We start from the raw sequence: 17,382 nt of genomic DNA, 5'->3' as shown, positions 1-17,382 counted from the left end.
CGTTAGAGGTTTTGCTAGAGTTGCAGCTGCTCGGCCCAATCCAGGGCATCCAGGTACAAAGCCCGGATATCGGTTTTGGCCGGGAGCAGCTGGTCAGCAACGTCTTCGTATCGCTGCCAGTTAGCTTGCTCGTAATCCAGGATCAGTTTCAGTGGTTGGCCGAGCGGCCCTTGCTGCTGCAATAAAGCTTGTTTGATGCACTCCTCCAGCGGCAGTTGGGATAACACATGATCCAGCGGCTGCTCCAGCAGGGCATCAATCAATGACAGCATACCAGTCAAAAAAGCACTGGATTGCAGCTCAGTGTGGCCTGCGGCTTTGGCTACCAGATCACAAAAACGGGCACGGATAATGGATAATTTGAGCAGTTCGGGCTGCTTATGCTCTGCCAGATTGGATAGAGCAACCAGAGCGATGAACTTTTTCAGCTCCACTTCGCCCATGAACACCATGGCATGCTTAAGCGACTGAATTGGCTTAGAGCGGGCGTAATAAGCGCTGTTGATAAAACGCAGCAGCTTGTAGGATAACCCCAGATCGCGCTCCATGATCTGCACCAGTTTATCAAAATCCAGCTCCGGCTCAGCCGCTTCGGCAATCAGCGACAGCAGGTGCATCTGGTGATGGCCAAGGCGTTTGTGTTTGAGCATTTCAGGCCGGGCAAAGAAATACCCCTGGAAATAATCAAAGCCCAACTGTTGCAGTTGCTCAAACTCAGCCATGGTTTCGACTTTTTCGGCCAGAAATTTACCCTGAAAGTCCTTAAGTTCTGCCAGCTTTGCTGCCAGGCCATCCATAGGGTTTTGCCTGATGTCGACTTTCAGATAACTGATATAAGGCATTAAGCGCTGCCACTGTGAATGAAAAGTGAAATCGTCCAGTGCCAGCTGATAGCCCTGTTTGTGCAGCTCACGGCAAGCGGTGAGCAGTTCGCTGCTAAAGTGCACCGATTCCAGAATTTCAATCACGGTTTTGCTTGGATCGAGTGCCGTTGGAAATTGGTACAGCAAGCTGTCTTCAGCAAAGTTAATAAAAGCCAGTTTATTGCCGGTAATACGTTCCAGGCCATACAGCAGGTGTTGCTCAGACAGCAATCGGCTGGTGGCTTCATCCGGATCGATGTTTGGAAAGCGGTTGTGATCATCATCCCGGAACAGCAGCTCATAGCCAAGCAGCTGTAGCTCTTTATCAAAAATAGGTTGGCGCGCTACAAAACCGTACATAGCATGGAGCCCTTTTCCGTCGTCAGTCCAGTGTAATGCAATTTTTTCCTGCCGTATATTACTGATGGCTATGAAGATCCAGGCCTTAGACAAATTAATTCTGACAAAGCGGAAACTAAAATTAGCACTCTCCGTCAAAGAGTGCTAAGATACTTTTCAATTTGAGATGGATGGAAGCCCAGCATGACAAAATCATCTGAACTTATGACCCTGACCTTAGGCGCAAGCAGCAGCTTTGAAGCCTATACCCAGACGGTTAGCTCCATTCCGATGTTAAGCGCGGAAGAAGAGAAGGGCTTAGCTGAGCGTTTGCATCAGCATGGTGATTTAGAAGCCGCCCGTCAGCTTATCATGTCGCATTTACGTTTTGTGGTGCATATTGCCCGCAGCTATTCAGGCTATGGCTTGCCGGTCAGCGACCTGGTGCAAGAAGGCAACATTGGCCTGATGAAAGCGGTTAAACGCTTTGACCCCTCTGTTGGGGTGCGTCTGGTTTCGTTTGCGGTGCACTGGATCAAAGCCGAAATTCACGAGTACGTACTGAAAAACTGGCGCATTGTGAAAATTGCCACCACCAAGGCGCAGCGCAAACTGTTTTTCAATCTGCGTAAATCGAAAAAACACCTGGGCTGGTTCAGCCAGGATGAAGTAAAGCATGTGGCCGAATCTTTAGGCGTGGCTGAGCATGAAGTGCGCGAGATGGAATCACGCATGAGCAACTACGACATGCCATTCGACGCGCCAGAAGGCGATGACGACCAGGCCTACACCGCGCCGGCTTATTACCTGGAAGATAAAAGCTCGGATCTGGCTAGCCAGGTGCAGGACCAGCAATCCGGTGATATGGCCCACGACCAGCTGCATGCGGCCCTGCGCACGCTGGACGAGCGCAGCCAGGACATTATCCAGGCGCGTTGGCTGGCACAAAGCAAGATGACGCTGCAGGAACTGGCCGAGCGTTACCAGGTCTCCGCCGAGCGAGTACGCCAGCTGGAAAAAAATGCCATGAAAAAATTGCAAGCCGCCATGAGCTGAGTAGAACTACTTTTTTGAAAACCACCGCATGCGGTGGTTTTTTTTGCGCAAAGCTTTTATTGTGAGTCATTATCCAATCGGTAACTCATGAGCTAATTATTATTTGATAAATAGAGGATGTTTTGATGACAAAACGGCAGGGCATTTATTTTGGATTGCTGGTGGTGCTGGGTTTGGTGTTACTTAAATTGAATGTGGTTGAGGTTAATCTTAGTGTAACGCATAGCCATAATATTGCGCTGGAGCAGATCAGGGATCGTAGTCTTGCGGATCTTGAAAAACAGCTACAAACGTTTGCTGTAGACAAGCAGCAACTAGCCGCCTATCTGCGGCCAATGGGAAAAACGGTGGCGGACTTTGAAGACGCTTTAATCATCAGTATTGTCGCTGATGAGGCACATGCGTACGCCCTGCAATTTGCTTCTTCGCAAGGGCTGGATCCTTTCAAGCCTGGTATGATTAATTTTGGTAAACAGTTTCATGATTTGCTGCAGGCCAGTGACTGAACCATTGCCATGTGTTTTGCTAACGAAGCGCTTTTGATATGGCAGTCCGGCTGCTTGCTATTCCAGCGCAGCGATAGCCGGAGCGGTGTAGCCGGCGGCAATCACCCGGTGATGTTCGGGTAAAAAGGCTGAAATGGGTACCAGCTCGACTCCGAGTTCGGGGAGTTCGGCTAAACGCTGTTGCAAAAAGCGGTAGGTTTCGGGGTAAGGGTGGCCGATGGCAATGGCTCTGTTGTGCCGTTTGGCGATGCGGATCAGCAGGTCAAATTGCTGCTGCAGGGCATCTTCGCTGACATCGTTATCCAGAAACACATGCCGGCTTAAATTGGTGACGCCATGCTGTTCGGCCTGAAAGCGGGCCCGGCTATGGACGGTGGTCAGGCTATCGACAAAAAACAATTGCCGCTGTTTTAGATACTGCATCAGCCAGCTCATTGGTTGGTCCAGCTCTGTCAGCAGGCTGCCCATATGGTTATTGACGCCGATGGCGTAAGGAATGTCTTGCAGGGCGTAGCTGAGCTGGCGGGTAAAATCTACCCGGTTCATATCGCGGGTCAGACCGCCGGGGCCTAGGGCTTTGCCGTTGCTGGCCTGCATCGGCATGTGCAGCATCACATCTTTGCGTTGGCTGTAGGCCAGCTGGGCGGATTGTTGACCATAAGGGGTAAAAGGCAATACAGCGATGGTCAGAGGGTAGGGCAGACGCACCATATCCAGATCGCTGCGTTGGTAGCCAATATCATCGATGATAATGGCAATTTGCGGTTTGGCCGCTACGCTGGTGCAGCAGACAAGCAAACAAAGCAAAAGCAGTTTTAGTAATCCGTGCACAGGTCGCGTTCGTTCTTATTGTTGGTGGCGAGAGCACTGGTTAGCACTTCACCTCGAGCTCGTTTTTTTCATTATAAGTCGTTTTTTGACCAGGGAAAGTCCAAATTTTACCATTTAACCGAATGGCCGCCTGCTGCTAACGACTCTGCAACCAGCTCTGTGGATTGACCGCTTCACCCTTGTCACGGATCTCAAAATACACTCCCGGTGTTGCCTGGCCTCCGCTGCGACCGACCAGAGCAATTTGCTCACCCGCCATCACTTGTTCTCCAGGCTCTTTAAGTAAATTCTGGTTGTGGCCATACAGGCTCATAAAGCCTTCACCATGATCCAGTACCAGCACCCAACCATAACCTTTAAGCCAATCGGCGTAGATCACTTGGCCGTTAGCAATGGCACTAACTGCACTGCCTTCTGCACCTTCAATCAGGATGCCGCGAGAGCGCAAGCCACCCTGACGCAATTCATTGAAGCGTTGCAGTAACCGACCTTGTAATGGCCATTGCAATTGGCCTTTAAGCGCGGTTAAACCAGAGAGCTGAACTTGTTGGGCCCGGGCTTTTAAGGCATCGATAGTCGCTTGCAGGCTGCTTTCATTTTGGCGCAGATAACTGAGTTGTTGGCCTTGTTCTTCCAGCAGGCGTTGTAACGAACGAACCGTGCTCTGTTGTTCGGTGCGGGCCAGTTGCAACTGCTCCTGGCGCTGTTGCAGGCTTTGCAGTTGTTGTTCCAGTAGTTCCTGGCGGGATTGCAGCTCTGCCTGAACGCTTTCTAATTGGGCTGCGGTACTGCGGATCGCGCTTAATTGCTGCATCCGTGCCCGGTTAAAATACTGGTAATAAGTGAGTACCCGCTCCAGCTGACTGGCGTCCTGTTGATTGAGTAGCAGCTGGGTATAATCATGTTGACCCAGTTGATACGCACTACGCAGTTGCGCAGCCAGTTGCTGCTGTTGTCTGGCAAAGTCTTGCTCTAGCTGTGCTTGCTCGGCAACCAGTTGTTGCAGCCGTTGCTCGGTATCACCCAGGGCTTGTTGCTGTTGCTGTACTTGCTGACTGGCAGTGGCAAGGGTTCGATCCGCTTGCTGCAGCAGGTGTTCGGCTTGTTGTAACGCCTGCTGTTGTTGCTTTAGTCGCTGTTCTGTCTGGCGGATGCTCTCTTGCACCTCGGCCAGCTCTTGCTCTGAGCTGGCGCGGGGATCCTGAGCCTGCAGTGCAGTGGTAAACAGCAGCAAACTAGTCAGTAGAAGCAGCTTAAGCGCTGGCATGGGTTAGTTCAGTTCAAACAGGTTGTGGCCTGTCATCTCGGCGGGTATGGCCATGTCCATCAGTCGTAGCATGGTTGGGGCTATATCACTGAGAATGCCTTTGCTGGCTGCTGTTGCCGAACGACCCACATAAATCAGTGGCACAGGACAGCTGGTATGGGCGGTATGTGCCTGACCGGACTGATGATCAGTCATTTGCTCGGCGTTGCCATGATCGGCGGTGATCAGGCATTCGCCTCCTACCTGCTGCAATGCTTCTACCACCCGGCCAATGCAGTGATCGACCGCCTCAACAGCTTGGATGGCTGCCGACAAAATACCGGTATGGCCCACCATATCGCCATTGGGGTAGTTGCAAACAATCACATCGTACTTGCCACTGTGAATGGCGGCGACCAGCTGATCGGTTAATTCTTCCGAGCTCATTTCCGGTTGCAGATCGTAGGTAGCCACCTGCGGCGAGGGGATCAAAATGCGTTCTTCGCCGGGGAACACGTCTTCCCGGCCACCGCTAAAAAAGAAGGTAACGTGAGCGTACTTTTCCGTTTCAGAAATTCGTAGTTGGGTTTTCTGATGCTTGGCAAGCCACTCTCCGAGCACATTATCCAGGCTCTCTGGCGGAAATGCCGCTGGCGCAGCCAGATCAGCGGAATACTCGGTCAGCATAGTAAACTGGCTCAGTTTCGGGCGCTGGCCACGATCAAAGCCGGAGAAATCTGCATTGATGAAAGCCTGGCTTAGTTGACGGGCACGATCGGCCCGGAAGTTCATAAAGATCAGGCTGTCGCCATCCTGCATCCGGATCACATCGCCGGCAGCATCAGTGATAGCGGTTGGTTTCACAAACTCATCGTTTTCTTCACGTTGATAGGCTTGTTGCAAAGCACTGAGGGCATCGCCGCTTTGGTACTCGGCCAGGCCCTGAGTCAGCAGGCGGTAGGCTTGCTCTACACGCTCCCAGCGGTTGTCTCGGTCCATGGCGTAATAACGGCCTACAATAGACGCAATCTGGCCACAAGACGCTTGCTCAAAGTAGTCCTGAACACGCCGTAAGGAGGCTTCGGCACTGCGTGGAGGCGTATCTCGGCCGTCTAAAAAGGCGTGCAGGTAGACTTTTTTAGCACCCTGAGCTCTGGCCATCTCCAGCATCGCCAGTAGATGGTCTTCATGGCTGTGCACACCGCCAGGTGACAACAAGCCCATTACATGCACAGCACCGTCCGCTTCGACAGCCTGGGCGACGGCTTGCTGTAACACTGTGTTTTGTTGGAAGCTGCCATCTTCGATGGCTTTAGTGACCCGGGTAAAATCCTGATAAACCACCCGGCCGGCACCCAGGTTGACGTGGCCAACTTCGGAGTTACCCATTTGACCATGGGGCAGGCCAACATCCATACCCGAACCTGAAATCAGGGTATGGGGGTAGTCCCGCCACAGTCGATCCATCACAGGGGTGCTGGCCTGAGCAATGGCATTGGCGTCTTTGTCTTCACGGTAACCCCAACCATCTAGAATCATCAATACTAACGGTTTTTTTGCCATGCTCATGCTGTCGGTTTCTCCATTGGATGATGCGTCAATCTGAATGCTTTATCTTACCTGTTTTTTCTGCCGGCTGCAGCCCTGAAGCGACTCTGAAACTAGCATCTGGAGGTTACTTGGGTATATACTCTTGCTCTTTCAATTTGGCAAGAGTGCAAGAGAGCGTCATGGAGCAGTGGATAGAGTTTATCGGTAACAACCTTATATTAAGTCTGATCTGGGCTGCGCTGGCATTTATGTTGATTTTCGGCATGATCAAATCCCGTTTTTCCAGCATTAAACTGGTAAGCCCCACCGAGCTGACCATGCTGGTAAACCGGCAGAACGCCACGGTGGTGGACATTCGCCCGGAGGCTGACTACAAAAAAGGCCATATCACAGCTGCGAAACACCTGCCACTGAACGACATTGTGCAAGGCCAGGCCAAAGGCCTTGAAAAGCTGAAAGCCACCCCCATTATTGTGGTATGTCAGGCTGGCGTTTCAGCACAAAAAGCTGCGTCTGCACTTGCAAAACAAGGTTGCAGCGAGGTGACAGTGCTGCAAGGTGGAATGAACAGTTGGCTTGGCGCAAGCCTGCCAGTTGTTCGCGCAAAGTGAGGAACTCATGGCAGACGTAACTATTTACACCAAAGCTTATTGCCCTTATTGTGTACGCGCAGTGGCATTACTCAACAGTAAAAAGGTCAATTTTCAGGAGTTTCGCATTGATGTGCAACCTGAATTGCGCCCACAGATGATTGAAAAAGCGGGCGGACGAAGCACGGTACCGCAAATATTTATCAATGATCAGCACATTGGCGGTTGCGATGATCTGGTTGCTCTGGATGCAGCCGGTAAACTGGACCCGCTGTTAGATTAATTATTGACTTAGAATTTTAGGACTTATCATGGCCGAACAACAAGCAAACGGCGTTGCAAACGAGCAACAGGACCCACAGGCACTGCAATTTGCCATTCAACGTATCTTTGTGAAAGACATTTCTTTTGAAGCGCCAAATGCGCCTGCTATTTTCCGCAAAGAGTGGAAGCCAGAGGTAAAGTTGGATTTAGATACCCGTAGCGATAAGCTGGAAGATGATGTCTATCAGGTGGTTTTATCCCTGACGGTTACCACCACTGTGGGTGAAGAAACGGCATTTTTGTGTGAAGTGCAGCAAGCGGGTATTTTCAGCATTGCGCAACTGCCTGAAAACCAATTGGCGCATATGCTGGCATCGTTCTGCCCGAACATTTTGTTCCCGTACGCACGTGAGGCTGTCTCTAACCTGGTTAACCGGGGTACTTTCCCGCAGCTGAACCTGGCACCGGTAAATTTTGATGCTTTGTTTGCTCAGTATGTGCAACAGCGTCAGGCTGAAGCAGGTGAAGCATCGCAGCTTAACTAAGCTTGCAAAGCCAATAAAAAACGCGCTGTCAGTCACAGCGCGTTTTTTTTGGTCAAAAAGCAATTAGCCTGTTTGCTGGCGAATGGCTCGGGATTCTCGGGCAATGACTGTAGCCAGTTCCGAAGGTAGCACCGCTTTACTGAATACATGCCCCTGAATGGTTTCGCAGCCCATCACATGCAACAGATAAGCCTGCATCTCGTTTTCTACCTGGCAGGCGACTACCCCCAGCTGCAGATAGCCTGCAATTCGAATCAGACTGGCTGTGAGATTGCGATCCAACTCTGATTGCTCCAGTTTTTGGATGAGGCTGCCATCAATTTTGATTTGGTCGAAGGAGTAATCACGTAGGTGCTGCAAGGCAGATAAACCGGATCCAAAACGATCGAGCACCAGGAAAAACCCGGCTTCTTTGGCGCTGTGCAAAATACGTTTACTTTGTTCGGGTTGTTGTTCCAGGATGGTCTGGTCCAATTCCAGCTCAAACTGCTCTGGCTGAAGATTGTGTTGTTGTAGTTGCTGCAGATAATAAGGCAGAAAATCCGGTTGAAAGAATGTCCTGCTGGCAATGTTCAAGGCGAGTCGACCACGCATTAAACCCGTATTATTCCAGTGTTTTACATGCTCACAGGCTTGCTGCAATACCATGTGGTCCAGATGAATGATGCTATCACTTTCTGCTGCGATACTCAGAAACTGAGCAGGTAACAGCAATCCTCGCTGTGGGTGCTGCCAGCGCACCAAAGCTTCCAGACCTGTGACCCGATTGCTGCTAACACACAGCTTGGGTTGGAAGCTGAGTCGTATTTCCTGATTCTCCAAGGCTGATTGCAGCTCTTGTTCAAGCAAAAATGAATCACTGGAGCGTGGCAGGGACGCCTGATGGAAAAGTTGAATAGGGGAGGCTGCTGAACGAGCTCGCTGCAGGGCATGATCAGCACTTCGTAACAATTGATCGTAACTATGACCATCATTCGGGTACAAGGCGATTCCCATCGCAGGTGTCAGGGCCGGCTCTACGGTTGAACGCTCCAGTGCAGTCATGACTTGGCGGGCCAGTCGATAACAGTGCAGATCCAATCGTTGACTGGCCAGGTAAGCTGGCAACAAAATGCCAAATTCGTTGGTGCTTAATCGGGCCAGCAACACCCCTGTTGGTAACTGCGAGCGAATCGCTGTGGCTAACTCAACCAAAGGAAGATTTTGTGGCATGTTATCTGCGTCTGAATTGAGTTGCAGGATCATCACCGCAAAGACTGGGTGTTGTTCTGTGACTGATTGCAGCTCACGTTCCAGATAGTCCATGAACACAGCCCGGTTGGGCAGTCTGGTGCCAGGATCCTTGGTATTGACTCGGCGCAATTCCAATTCATTCATTTTGCGGGTGCTGATGTCGGCAAAGGTTGCCAGATACAAAGCTGGTTTGGATTTGGTAGCCGGTCGCAAACAACTGATGGATAAATCCAGTGCAAATACTTGTTGGTTGGCTTTGCGGCTCCAGATATCACCGTGCCAGAACTGGCGTTTTAGCAGGGACTTTTGAATAGTGTAAGCAATGTCTTCAGGCTCCCCCTGGCTGTTAAATACTCTCAGGGGCTGCCCAATGACCTGTTCTTTGCGAAAGCCGGTAATCCGGCAAAATGCAGGGTTTACTTGCTGGATGTCCAGTTCTGCGTCCAGAAGGCAGACGGCATCCTGATGTTGGTGGATAAAATTATGCAGCTGGCTGGCGACTTGATTTGCACGATGCAATTTGAACCAGAGCGAGAGACTCAGCACAACAAAGATGAGCAGCAACACGTAAAAAGGGACTGTGGAGGATGAGACGGGAAAGGCAAAAGCAGGACCGCTCACAAGGAGGAGAGTGGCAGTGCAAAAAATGCGGCCGAGCTGCGCCATAGTAACAACATCCCTGTGTTGACCAAAATCTGAACGTTAACTATAGCGCTGACGGCCAAAAGATTGCAACTTTTAATGCAGTTTTCCAGACAATAAATCGAAAAGAGTATTTTAGTGCAAACTAAAGTGACGTTTACTGTCAAAAGCCTTTACAGCTAATGGGTAGAGCGGATGTCAGTCTGCCCTTTATCTGTTATATTTCTGCTTTTTTAAAGGTCTTTTCCACCATTATTGAGGTTCTATGTTTGAAATCGCCCTCTTTGAGCCACAAATTGCGCCAAATACTGGAAATATCATCCGTTTATGCGCCAACCTAGGCGCTCAGCTGCACCTGATAGAGCCGCTGGGGTTTGAGTTGGAGGAAAAAAAGCTACGCCGGGCTGGACTGGATTACCATGATCTGACCCGGGTACACCGGCATGCCAATTACGCTGAATTTCAGGCAGTTATCGGGTCGCGTCGGATCCTGGCCTGCACCACCAAAGGCAGTCATAGCTACCATCAGGTGGCGTTCCAGCAAGACGATGTGCTGTTGTTTGGCTCTGAAACTTCGGGTTTACCGGATGCCATTAGGGATGCCTTTCCTGCCAGTCAGCGTATTCGTATTCCGATGCAACAAAGTAGCCGTAGCCTGAACCTGGCGAATGCGGTCGCTATTATCAGTTACGAGGCCTGGCGTCAGCAGGGCTTTGTTGGCGGGAGTTGAGAGCCGGTGTCATTCTTGCACTGTCCGATAGTGGGCAAAGAACTGCAGTATTGCGTGCATGGTCTGTTTCCGGATACTGGCTTGTTCCAGCAGTAACTCGTGCTTAGCCCCAGTCAGAACTTTTAGTTCGCGTAGCTCGGGCCGCTGCGCAACAAACCGCTGTTGTGCTTTATTATCCACCACCCGATCAGCACCTGCCTGAAGAACCAGTAGAGGGAGCTCAATACTGTGTCCGGTCGTTGCCAAACGCTGCATCACCTGATCGGCGGCCAACAACCAGTCGAGCGTCACGCCGCCGAGTTGCAGAGTCGGTTCGGCCTGATACAGCGAAAGCAGCCATTGGTACTGTTGGGGGCAATTGGTGAGGCGGTTGGCAGGAAACGGATCGGGCCGGTAATTGCCCTGACCGGGTAAATACCAGCTCTGAGCCGACAGCTGCCGGTTGATCCAGCGCAGCGCCCGTATCACTGGTAGGGCGGCAGCAAAAGGGATAGGTCCTGAGTAGATACCAAACATCGGTGAGCACAGCACGGCAGCTGCAAATGGATGTTGTGGATAGCGCAGCAAGTAGTTGGCAAAGATCGCGGAGCCCATCGAATGACATAAAGCCAGATAGCGTTGGTGTTGGCTTGGGATGACGACTTGCTGCATAAAAAACTGCCAGTCATCGCTGTAATGATCAAAGGTGCCGATATGACCTTTATGCGGATTGCTCAGCTCACGCGCTGAGGCACCCTGTCCCAGATGATCTAGAATGTAGACACTGTAGCCGGCCTGCACCAGCTCAAAAATCACCGCACTGTATTTTACGGCCATTTCGATCCGACCGGCACTGATAACGATAGCTGTAGTCGCGTTCGGCAGTCGGAAGCAGCTGTAGTGCAAGACCTGCCCGCGTTGATTGAGCATTTTTTCGTGCTGCATTTGTTGCCATAATGGTTGCCAGTGATGCAACCAGTCTTGCTGCACTGGGTTCTCTGTGTTCGACTGGTCACTTGTTGGCATCGATTGGCTCCTTTACAGTTGAACTGCAGTTTCCAGGTAAGGTCAGCACCAGGCAAAGCCCCGCGGGTTGATTTAGCCGAGCTTGCAGCTTACCGCCATGAAGGCGGACAGACTCAGCGGCGATTGCAAGACCAAGACCAAAACCGCCAGTTTTACTGCTGCGACTGTGGCTGACCCGGTAAAAGGGCGTGAAGATAGCCTCCAGTTCGGATACCGGCACCCCAGGACCCTGATCGCAGATGCTGATTTGTAACTGAGCTGCGTTTTCGCCTAACTGGCAATGGATGGTGCTGCCTGCAGGGCTGTATTTCAATGCATTGCGTAAGATATTTTCCAGTGCTCTGCTAAGCAAGCGCTTGTCAGCCATTCGCTCGACCAGTGCAGGGCAGTCCAGACTGATTTGCTGTTGTTTATGTTGTGCTTCTAATTGGCTGCTGTCTACCAGTTGCTGCAATAACTCGGATAGATCCAGTGGCTCAAGCTCAAGTGGATAATGACCACTGTTGAGTCGGCTGTAGGTTAGGAGTTCATCCAAAAGGGCATCCACTTGCTCCAGCTCGTATTGCAAACGTGGTAGCTGTTTGCCTTCTCCCTGACGCTCTTCCAATGCCAGCGCCAGCTGCGCTCTGGTTAAAGGGGTGCGAAGTTCATGCGACACATCGCGCAGCAAGCGCTGCTGCCCCTGGAGTAAGCCGCTAATTCGCTCTGCCATCGCATTAAACCCCCGGCCCAAAGCTCCAAGTTCATCATTGCGTTGTGCCAGTTTGCTGCTACGCTGAGCCAGCTCGCCAGCAGCAAAGCACTGATAGCTGTGCAACAGTTCGCGCAGTGGCCGTGTAATGGAAATCGCCAAAAACAAACTGGCAATGGCAGAAATCAGAAATAAGCTGAGCAATAACAAGGATTGTGGCAGTGCGCTCAGTTGCCACCAGGGTTGTTCTGGGCGTTGCCGCTGCTGATACAACACCAAAGCACGGCCTTCTACCTCGATGGCGACCGGGCCAGCAAGAAACAGATTGGAGTGATGCAGTAGTCTTGGTTGCTCTAGATCAGACAGCTCGGTCAGCCAGTTGTGGTCAAACTGCCTTGGTAACCCTGCCGGATTGAGTACTTGCTGCTGCTCTGGGTCTACCAGCAGCCAGCGACCCTGGCGGCGACGCTCAAGGCGTTGCAGTAAATCAGCCAGTGAGTCGGCATCGCTGTAAAAGCGGGCTGCCGCATGCAACTGGTGCTGCATTGGTGGCGGCAGTCGCCGGATCTCGGTTTGCTCGGGCAGGCCTCGGGCAATCAGTAAGGTGGCTGCCACTGTGGCTAGGATCACCAGCCAGAACCAGAGAAAAATCCGGCTGGCCAAATAGTGCAGCGGGTTTTTTAACATGGATCAGACTCCGGCACAAAGCGAAAACCACTGCCGCGCAATGTCTGAATGTATTCTTGCGCACTGTGCTGTGCCAGTTTGCGACGAATGTTGCTTAGGTGCATATCCAGGCTGCGATCATGCAGTTGTAGGCTGCGCCCCAGTACCTGCTTGCTTAATTCTTCTTTGCTGATGACCTGGCCCATCCGCCGCATCAAATAATCCAGCAGCTGAAACTCGGTGGCTGTCAGTTGCACTAGTTGCTGTTGTACTGTGAGCTGATGGCTGGCACTATCCAGTTGCAGATCGTGCACTGTGATGGTGGTCACTTGGCGTTCTTTGTTCTGCTGCACCAGTTCGATGCGACGAAAAATCGCTTTGATACGTGCGACCAACTCTCTTGGGTTAAACGGCTTGGCCAGGTAATCATCAGCACCCAGTTCCAGGCCAACAATTCGGTCTATCTCATCGCCACGGGCAGTCAGCATCAACACAGGACAATTGCTGGTTTTGCGCAGCTGCTGCAACAAGCTAAAACCATCCATGCCTGGCAGCATCACATCCAGTAGCAGCAAGTCATGCTGTTGGCTTTTAGCGCGCTCCAGGCCGGCCGGCCCATCGTGGCTGGCATCAAACTCGAAGCCATCCAGCTGCAGGTAGTCTTTGACCAGCTCAGTCAGAGCGACATCGTCATCGATCATCAGAATGCGGTTCATCAGGCTTACTTCTCTTCAGTGCACTGGTATCAGTCTAACGCCATCCCGGCACAGCGAACAGGCCTTTACTGAATCTTTACACTGCCTTTGCACTGCTTTGCATTCAGCCTGTTAATCTGAAATCGTCAGGCAAAGGAGACAAATCATGAAACTAACCACACTAATTTCGCTATTCATGGCCAGTTCGCTCAGTATGGCAGCAGTACCAACTTTGGCCACTGAGCTGGCGGCAGAGTCCGTGACTGCAGAGCCGCAACCCCATGGCAAGCGTTGGCAGCACAGCGCCAAGCGCGCTGGCATGAAGCAAGACTTCAGCCGGCAAGACAGTAGATACCACCGCCATGGAGCTGGAGGGCATGGGTATCGCCAACTGGCTCTTTCGGATGAGCAAACGCAGCAACTGCAGGCATTACGCCAGGCACAGCGGGCACAGCATGGCGATCGGGCTGAGCAGCGTGCACAGCGGCAACAACTGCAGCAACTGGTTCAGGCCGATAATTTTGATGCCACGGCTGCGCGCTTGCTGCTGGAACAGCGCCAGCAACAGCAACTTGAGCACCAGTTAGCCATGCTGGAATTTCGCCACCAGCTGTGGCAACTGCTGACCCCTGAGCAACGTGAACAGTGGCAGCAATCAAAGTCTGAGCGCCAGACCCAGCGGCGATCTGGGCGGCACACCAGCAGTTAAAACTAGCTTAGATCCAGCTCTTTTAACTTACGTGTTAGCGTATTGCGGCCCCAGCCTAAAAAGCGGGCCGCTTCCTGTTTATGGCCATGGGTGTGCTGCAGCGCCTGTTGCAAGGCGATGCTTTCCAATTGCTGGCTGGCTTCATTTAAGATATCCATCCGGCCAAGCTTTAATTGCTGCTGCATCCAGTGCCGAAAGCTGTCCTGCCAGCCGCTGGAGCTCTCTGTGCTGCAAAGCACTTCGCTCTCCTGCAATGGCGGCCCTGATAGCTCAGGTGGTAAATCGGCTATCAGCACTTGCTTACCACTTGCCATCACGGTGAGCCAGCGACAGGTGTTTTCCAGCTGGCGCACATTGCCGGGCCAGTCCAGTTGCTGTAGAAATTTTTCGGCTTCGCTGCTCAGTTGCTTGGCCTCGACATTCAGCTCGCGGGCGGCCTGTTGCAGAAAGTGCCGGGCCAATGCCGGGATATCTTCACGCCGTTCTTTTAATCTGGGCAGATGCACCCGAATGACATTGAGGCGGTGAAACAAATCTTCCCGGAACAAATGTTTCGCCACCAATTGCTCCAGGTTCTGGTGGGTGGCAGCAATAATACGTACATCGACACCGATAGCCTGATGACCACCCACCCGGTAAAACTGACCGTCGGCCAGTACCCGTAGCAGTCGGGTTTGCACATCCAGCGGCATATCGCCGATCTCATCCAGAAACAAGGTACCGCCATCGGCTTGCTCGAAGCGGCCTTTGCGCACATTGGCGGCACCGGTAAAGGCGCCTTTTTCATGGCCAAACAATTCGGATTCAATCAAGTCTTTTGGAATGGCTGCCATATTGAGCGCAATAAAAGGCTGGTCGCTGCGCGGGCTGTGCTTGTGCAGCGCTTGCGCTACCAACTCTTTGCCAGTACCGGACTGGCCATTAATGAGCACGCTAATGCTGGAACGACTGAGCCGGCCAATGGCGCGAAACACTTCCTGCATGGCCGGGGCTTCGCCGATGATTTCCGGCAGCAGCTGTGGCTGGCTGACTTTGTGTTTTTTCCGGCTGGCTTTGCTATGCTCCAGGGCCCGGCTTACCAGTGCTACGGCCTCGTCCATATCAAAGGGTTTTGGCAAATATTCAAAGGCCCCACGTTTGAAGGCATTGACGGCGCTGTCCAGATCCGAGTGGGCGGTCATAATGATGACTGGCAATTCCGGGGCTAATTGTTGCAAACGGGCCAGCAAGGCCATGCCATCGGTGCCCGGCATACGAATATCGGAGAGCACCACGGCTGGCTGGTAGTAGTTAAGCCGCTGCAACATCAAGTCGGCACTGGCAAAGCTCTCGCAGGGGATCTCAGCTCGCTGCAATGCTTTTTCCAGCACCCAGCGAATGGAGTTGTCGTCATCAATGATCCATACGTCCTGATTCATGCGGTTTCCTCTGTGTCACTGATGGGAAGGTACAAGGTGAATTCGGTATGACCAGGCCAGCTGTCGCAATCGATCCAGCCACTGTGCTGGTGCAATAGGGTTTGAGCTATGGTAAGGCCAAGGCCACTGCCACCCGGTTTGCCACTGACCATGGGATAGAACAGAGTGTCGCGAATATCAGCCGGGATGCCGGGGCCATTGTCGATCACCTTGATAGCAGCCACTAACTTATGCCGCTGGCCATGCAAGGTGTGTTGATACAAAATTCGGCTTTGCAGCAGGATTTGGCCACCTTGATCCAGAGCTTGCTGCGCATTGCGTACAATGTTGAGCAGGGCCTGCTCTATCAGCTCTGGATCAAAGCGAAACACCGGGATGCTTGGATCGTAGTCGCGTTGAAAACGGACTTGTGCCGGGTTATCCAGTTGGGCCAGCTGACACACCCGCTCAATCACTTGATGCAAATTAGCAAACTGCTGCTGTGGTGGTCGATAGGGTCCTAGCAAGCGGTCCACCAGCTTACGCAACCGATCAGCCTGCGCAATGATGAGCTGAGTGTATTCTTTTTGTTCGTCGGACAGCGAGGATTCCAATAACTGGGCGGCACCGCGCAGTCCACCAAGCGGGTTTTTAATTTCATGAGCTAAATTGCGAACCAGCTCGCGGGCTGCATGATGCTGATGTTGCTGCACATTTTCCTGGCTGATTTTTCGTTGCCGCTCAATCTGGCGAATTTCCAACAGTAAATACCACTGCTGTTGATGTTCAAAAGGGCTAAGGTATACGTCCAGCAAGGTCGGATGCCCATCGTGCAATATGGTTTGCACATCACTGATGGCAAAGCTGGTTTGTTGTTCTAGGGCCCTAAGCAGAGGTTCTTTCCCTAGCTCACAGTATTGGAATAGCTCAGGAAATGGCTGACCACTCAGCCGTTTTGCGCTGATGCTCAGGACCTGACTGCAGGCGGCATTGTAAAAACAGATCCGCAGCTGTCGGTCCAGCACCAATACAGCGGTGCTAAGTAGCTCGCTGAGCTGCTCAGGTTTAAAAGAAACGGTTGTACTCGACTGTTGTCCTGATTCGGTCACGGCCAATCCTCACGCACCATTATGGTGCACTTGCGATGCCAGTGTACGTTAGTCCGCTGAAAAATGCATCACAAATGCCCTATCTAGGGGATATCACCGTTGCTCTGTGCAAATAAAAGGTGATGATCTCACTAAGTGCAATTTGCTTGCCGTTTTGATCAAGAAGCTCCATTTGCAGCTGATATTCACCGCGGTCTTGATCGCGTAGCACGAAAGTCGTGCTGGTTTGCGGGGCGCCATAACGGTTGCCATTGACCTTCAGTGCGACCTGGAATCCACGGGTAAAGCGTGGCAGCACTCGCCCGGTGATATGCACAGTGCCGGTGTTATCGCGAATAGTGGCTTCTTGCTCGGGATTGGTAATCTCAATGGTGAATGGGATAGGTTTTTCTTGTTGCTGCGACCGAAACGGCTCGCTAGCTTCCATCAGATTGACCCGGGTGGTCAGGTTGACTTCTTCAGCGCCAGGTTTGGGGCTGTCGGAAAACACCAGCACGCCGTTGGCATCACGCCAGACATAGACTTTGCCACTGGCGTCTGCAGGCATGGGGAAACACAGCAGAAGCAAAACCACAAAGGTGAGTAGTCGTGTTATCACAGTGTTGGATCCTGTCGCTGATTTGGTCAACCTTTCTTCATTAACTGTACGCCTGTTTTCATCATTTGACCAGATTTGTTGTGCAGGCAGGACCTGTTGTCAGGCTATTGGCAGAA

At 52.0% G+C, this 17,382-nt stretch carries 18 protein-coding genes; 7 read left to right on the top strand and 11 right to left on the bottom strand.

Features of this window, described 5'->3' with window-relative positions; genetic code table 11:
- Positions 1-14: 14 nt before the first annotated feature.
- Positions 15-1,223, bottom strand: coding sequence for an EAL and HDOD domain-containing protein (locus BLW37_RS02540; RefSeq protein WP_091338945.1), 1,209 nt, complete (start codon positions 1,221-1,223; stop codon positions 15-17).
- Positions 1,224-1,406: 183 nt separating this feature from the next.
- Between BLW37_RS02540 and rpoH the strand changes: the two genes are divergently transcribed.
- Positions 1,407-2,258 carry an RNA polymerase sigma factor RpoH gene (rpoH, locus tag BLW37_RS02535; RefSeq protein ID WP_091338942.1) on the top strand — a complete coding sequence of 284 codons (852 nt, stop codon included), beginning with the start codon at positions 1,407-1,409 and terminating at the stop codon, positions 2,256-2,258.
- 125 nt (positions 2,259-2,383) lie between these two features.
- Positions 2,384-2,764 carry a hypothetical protein gene (locus BLW37_RS02530; protein ID WP_091338939.1) on the top strand — a complete coding sequence of 127 codons (381 nt, stop codon included), beginning with the start codon at positions 2,384-2,386 and terminating at the stop codon, positions 2,762-2,764.
- 57 nt (positions 2,765-2,821) lie between these two features.
- Here the strand turns inward: BLW37_RS02530 and BLW37_RS02525 are convergent, their stop codons facing one another.
- From BLW37_RS02525 to gpmM, 3 genes are all read right to left on the bottom strand, one after another.
- Positions 2,822-3,595: a divergent polysaccharide deacetylase family protein gene (locus tag BLW37_RS02525; protein WP_091338936.1), complete on the bottom strand. Its 774-nt coding sequence runs from the start codon at positions 3,593-3,595 to the stop codon at positions 2,822-2,824.
- 136 nt (positions 3,596-3,731) lie between these two features.
- A complete protein-coding gene (locus BLW37_RS02520; RefSeq protein ID WP_091338932.1) occupies positions 3,732-4,862 on the bottom strand; it encodes a murein hydrolase activator EnvC family protein in 1,131 nt (376 codons plus the stop codon).
- A gap of 3 nt (positions 4,863-4,865) precedes the next feature.
- Positions 4,866-6,410, bottom strand: a complete 1,545-nt coding sequence (gene gpmM, locus BLW37_RS02515; RefSeq protein ID WP_091338930.1) for a 2,3-bisphosphoglycerate-independent phosphoglycerate mutase — start codon at positions 6,408-6,410, stop codon at positions 4,866-4,868.
- A gap of 161 nt (positions 6,411-6,571) precedes the next feature.
- Here gpmM and BLW37_RS02510 point away from each other — a divergent pair, with 161 nt between their 5' ends.
- From BLW37_RS02510 to secB, 3 genes are read left to right on the top strand one after another with little or no spacing between them, the layout of a single operon-like run.
- A complete protein-coding gene (locus BLW37_RS02510; RefSeq protein ID WP_091338927.1) occupies positions 6,572-7,003 on the top strand; it encodes a rhodanese-like domain-containing protein in 432 nt (143 codons plus the stop codon).
- Positions 7,004-7,010: 7 nt separating this feature from the next.
- Positions 7,011-7,265: a glutaredoxin 3 gene (gene grxC, locus BLW37_RS02505; RefSeq protein WP_091338924.1), complete on the top strand. Its 255-nt coding sequence runs from the start codon at positions 7,011-7,013 to the stop codon at positions 7,263-7,265.
- A gap of 28 nt (positions 7,266-7,293) precedes the next feature.
- On the top strand, positions 7,294-7,791 hold the full coding sequence (gene secB / locus BLW37_RS02500) for a protein-export chaperone SecB (RefSeq protein ID WP_091338921.1): 498 nt from the start codon (positions 7,294-7,296) through the stop codon (positions 7,789-7,791).
- Positions 7,792-7,854: 63 nt separating this feature from the next.
- On the opposite strand, the gene BLW37_RS02495 is transcribed toward secB, so the two are convergent.
- Positions 7,855-9,543, bottom strand: a complete 1,689-nt coding sequence (locus BLW37_RS02495; RefSeq protein ID WP_171907523.1) for a sensor domain-containing protein — start codon at positions 9,541-9,543, stop codon at positions 7,855-7,857.
- Positions 9,544-9,931: 388 nt separating this feature from the next.
- Here BLW37_RS02495 and BLW37_RS02490 point away from each other — a divergent pair, with 388 nt between their 5' ends.
- Complete coding sequence (locus tag BLW37_RS02490) at positions 9,932-10,396, top strand: tRNA (cytidine(34)-2'-O)-methyltransferase (RefSeq protein ID WP_091338914.1); 465 nt, start codon at positions 9,932-9,934, stop codon at positions 10,394-10,396.
- A gap of 9 nt (positions 10,397-10,405) precedes the next feature.
- Here BLW37_RS02490 and BLW37_RS02485 read toward each other — a convergent pair whose 3' ends face one another.
- The 3 genes from BLW37_RS02485 to BLW37_RS02475 are packed head-to-tail and all read right to left on the bottom strand — an operon-like array spanning position 10,406 to position 13,474.
- The gene (locus BLW37_RS02485) at positions 10,406-11,401 is read right to left on the bottom strand and encodes an alpha/beta fold hydrolase (protein WP_091338911.1); all 996 of its coding nucleotides are present in this window, start codon (positions 11,399-11,401) and stop codon (positions 10,406-10,408) included.
- Positions 11,388-12,779, bottom strand: a complete 1,392-nt coding sequence (locus BLW37_RS02480) for an ATP-binding protein (protein WP_091338908.1) — start codon at positions 12,777-12,779, stop codon at positions 11,388-11,390. The genes BLW37_RS02485 and BLW37_RS02480 overlap by 14 nt, the downstream gene beginning before the upstream one ends.
- Complete coding sequence (locus BLW37_RS02475) at positions 12,773-13,474, bottom strand: response regulator transcription factor (RefSeq protein ID WP_091338905.1); 702 nt, start codon at positions 13,472-13,474, stop codon at positions 12,773-12,775. Before BLW37_RS02475 ends, BLW37_RS02480 begins: the two co-directional genes overlap by 7 nt.
- Positions 13,475-13,619: 145 nt before the next feature.
- Here BLW37_RS02475 and BLW37_RS02470 point away from each other — a divergent pair, with 145 nt between their 5' ends.
- A complete protein-coding gene (locus tag BLW37_RS02470) occupies positions 13,620-14,162 on the top strand; it encodes a Spy/CpxP family protein refolding chaperone (protein WP_091338902.1) in 543 nt (180 codons plus the stop codon).
- 2 nt (positions 14,163-14,164) lie between these two features.
- On the opposite strand, the gene glnG is transcribed toward BLW37_RS02470, so the two are convergent.
- The 3 genes from glnG to BLW37_RS02455 form a co-directional block, all read right to left on the bottom strand.
- Positions 14,165-15,580: a nitrogen regulation protein NR(I) gene (glnG, locus tag BLW37_RS02465; protein WP_091338900.1), complete on the bottom strand. Its 1,416-nt coding sequence runs from the start codon at positions 15,578-15,580 to the stop codon at positions 14,165-14,167.
- Entirely contained in the window at positions 15,577-16,668 is a 1,092-nt protein-coding gene (gene glnL, locus BLW37_RS02460) for a nitrogen regulation protein NR(II) (RefSeq protein WP_091338898.1), read from the bottom strand. Before glnL ends, glnG begins: the two co-directional genes overlap by 4 nt.
- A gap of 79 nt (positions 16,669-16,747) precedes the next feature.
- On the bottom strand, positions 16,748-17,242 hold the full coding sequence (locus tag BLW37_RS02455; RefSeq protein ID WP_281248645.1) for a DUF4124 domain-containing protein: 495 nt from the start codon (positions 17,240-17,242) through the stop codon (positions 16,748-16,750).
- Between the last annotated feature and the right edge of the window lie 140 nt (positions 17,243-17,382).

This window comes from Alkalimonas amylolytica, from assembly GCF_900107845.1.
Lineage (GTDB): Bacteria > Pseudomonadota > Gammaproteobacteria > Enterobacterales > Alteromonadaceae > Alkalimonas > Alkalimonas amylolytica.
The sequence above is the reverse complement of the archived record's forward strand: the minus strand, read 5'-3'. Positions and strand labels throughout refer to the sequence as shown.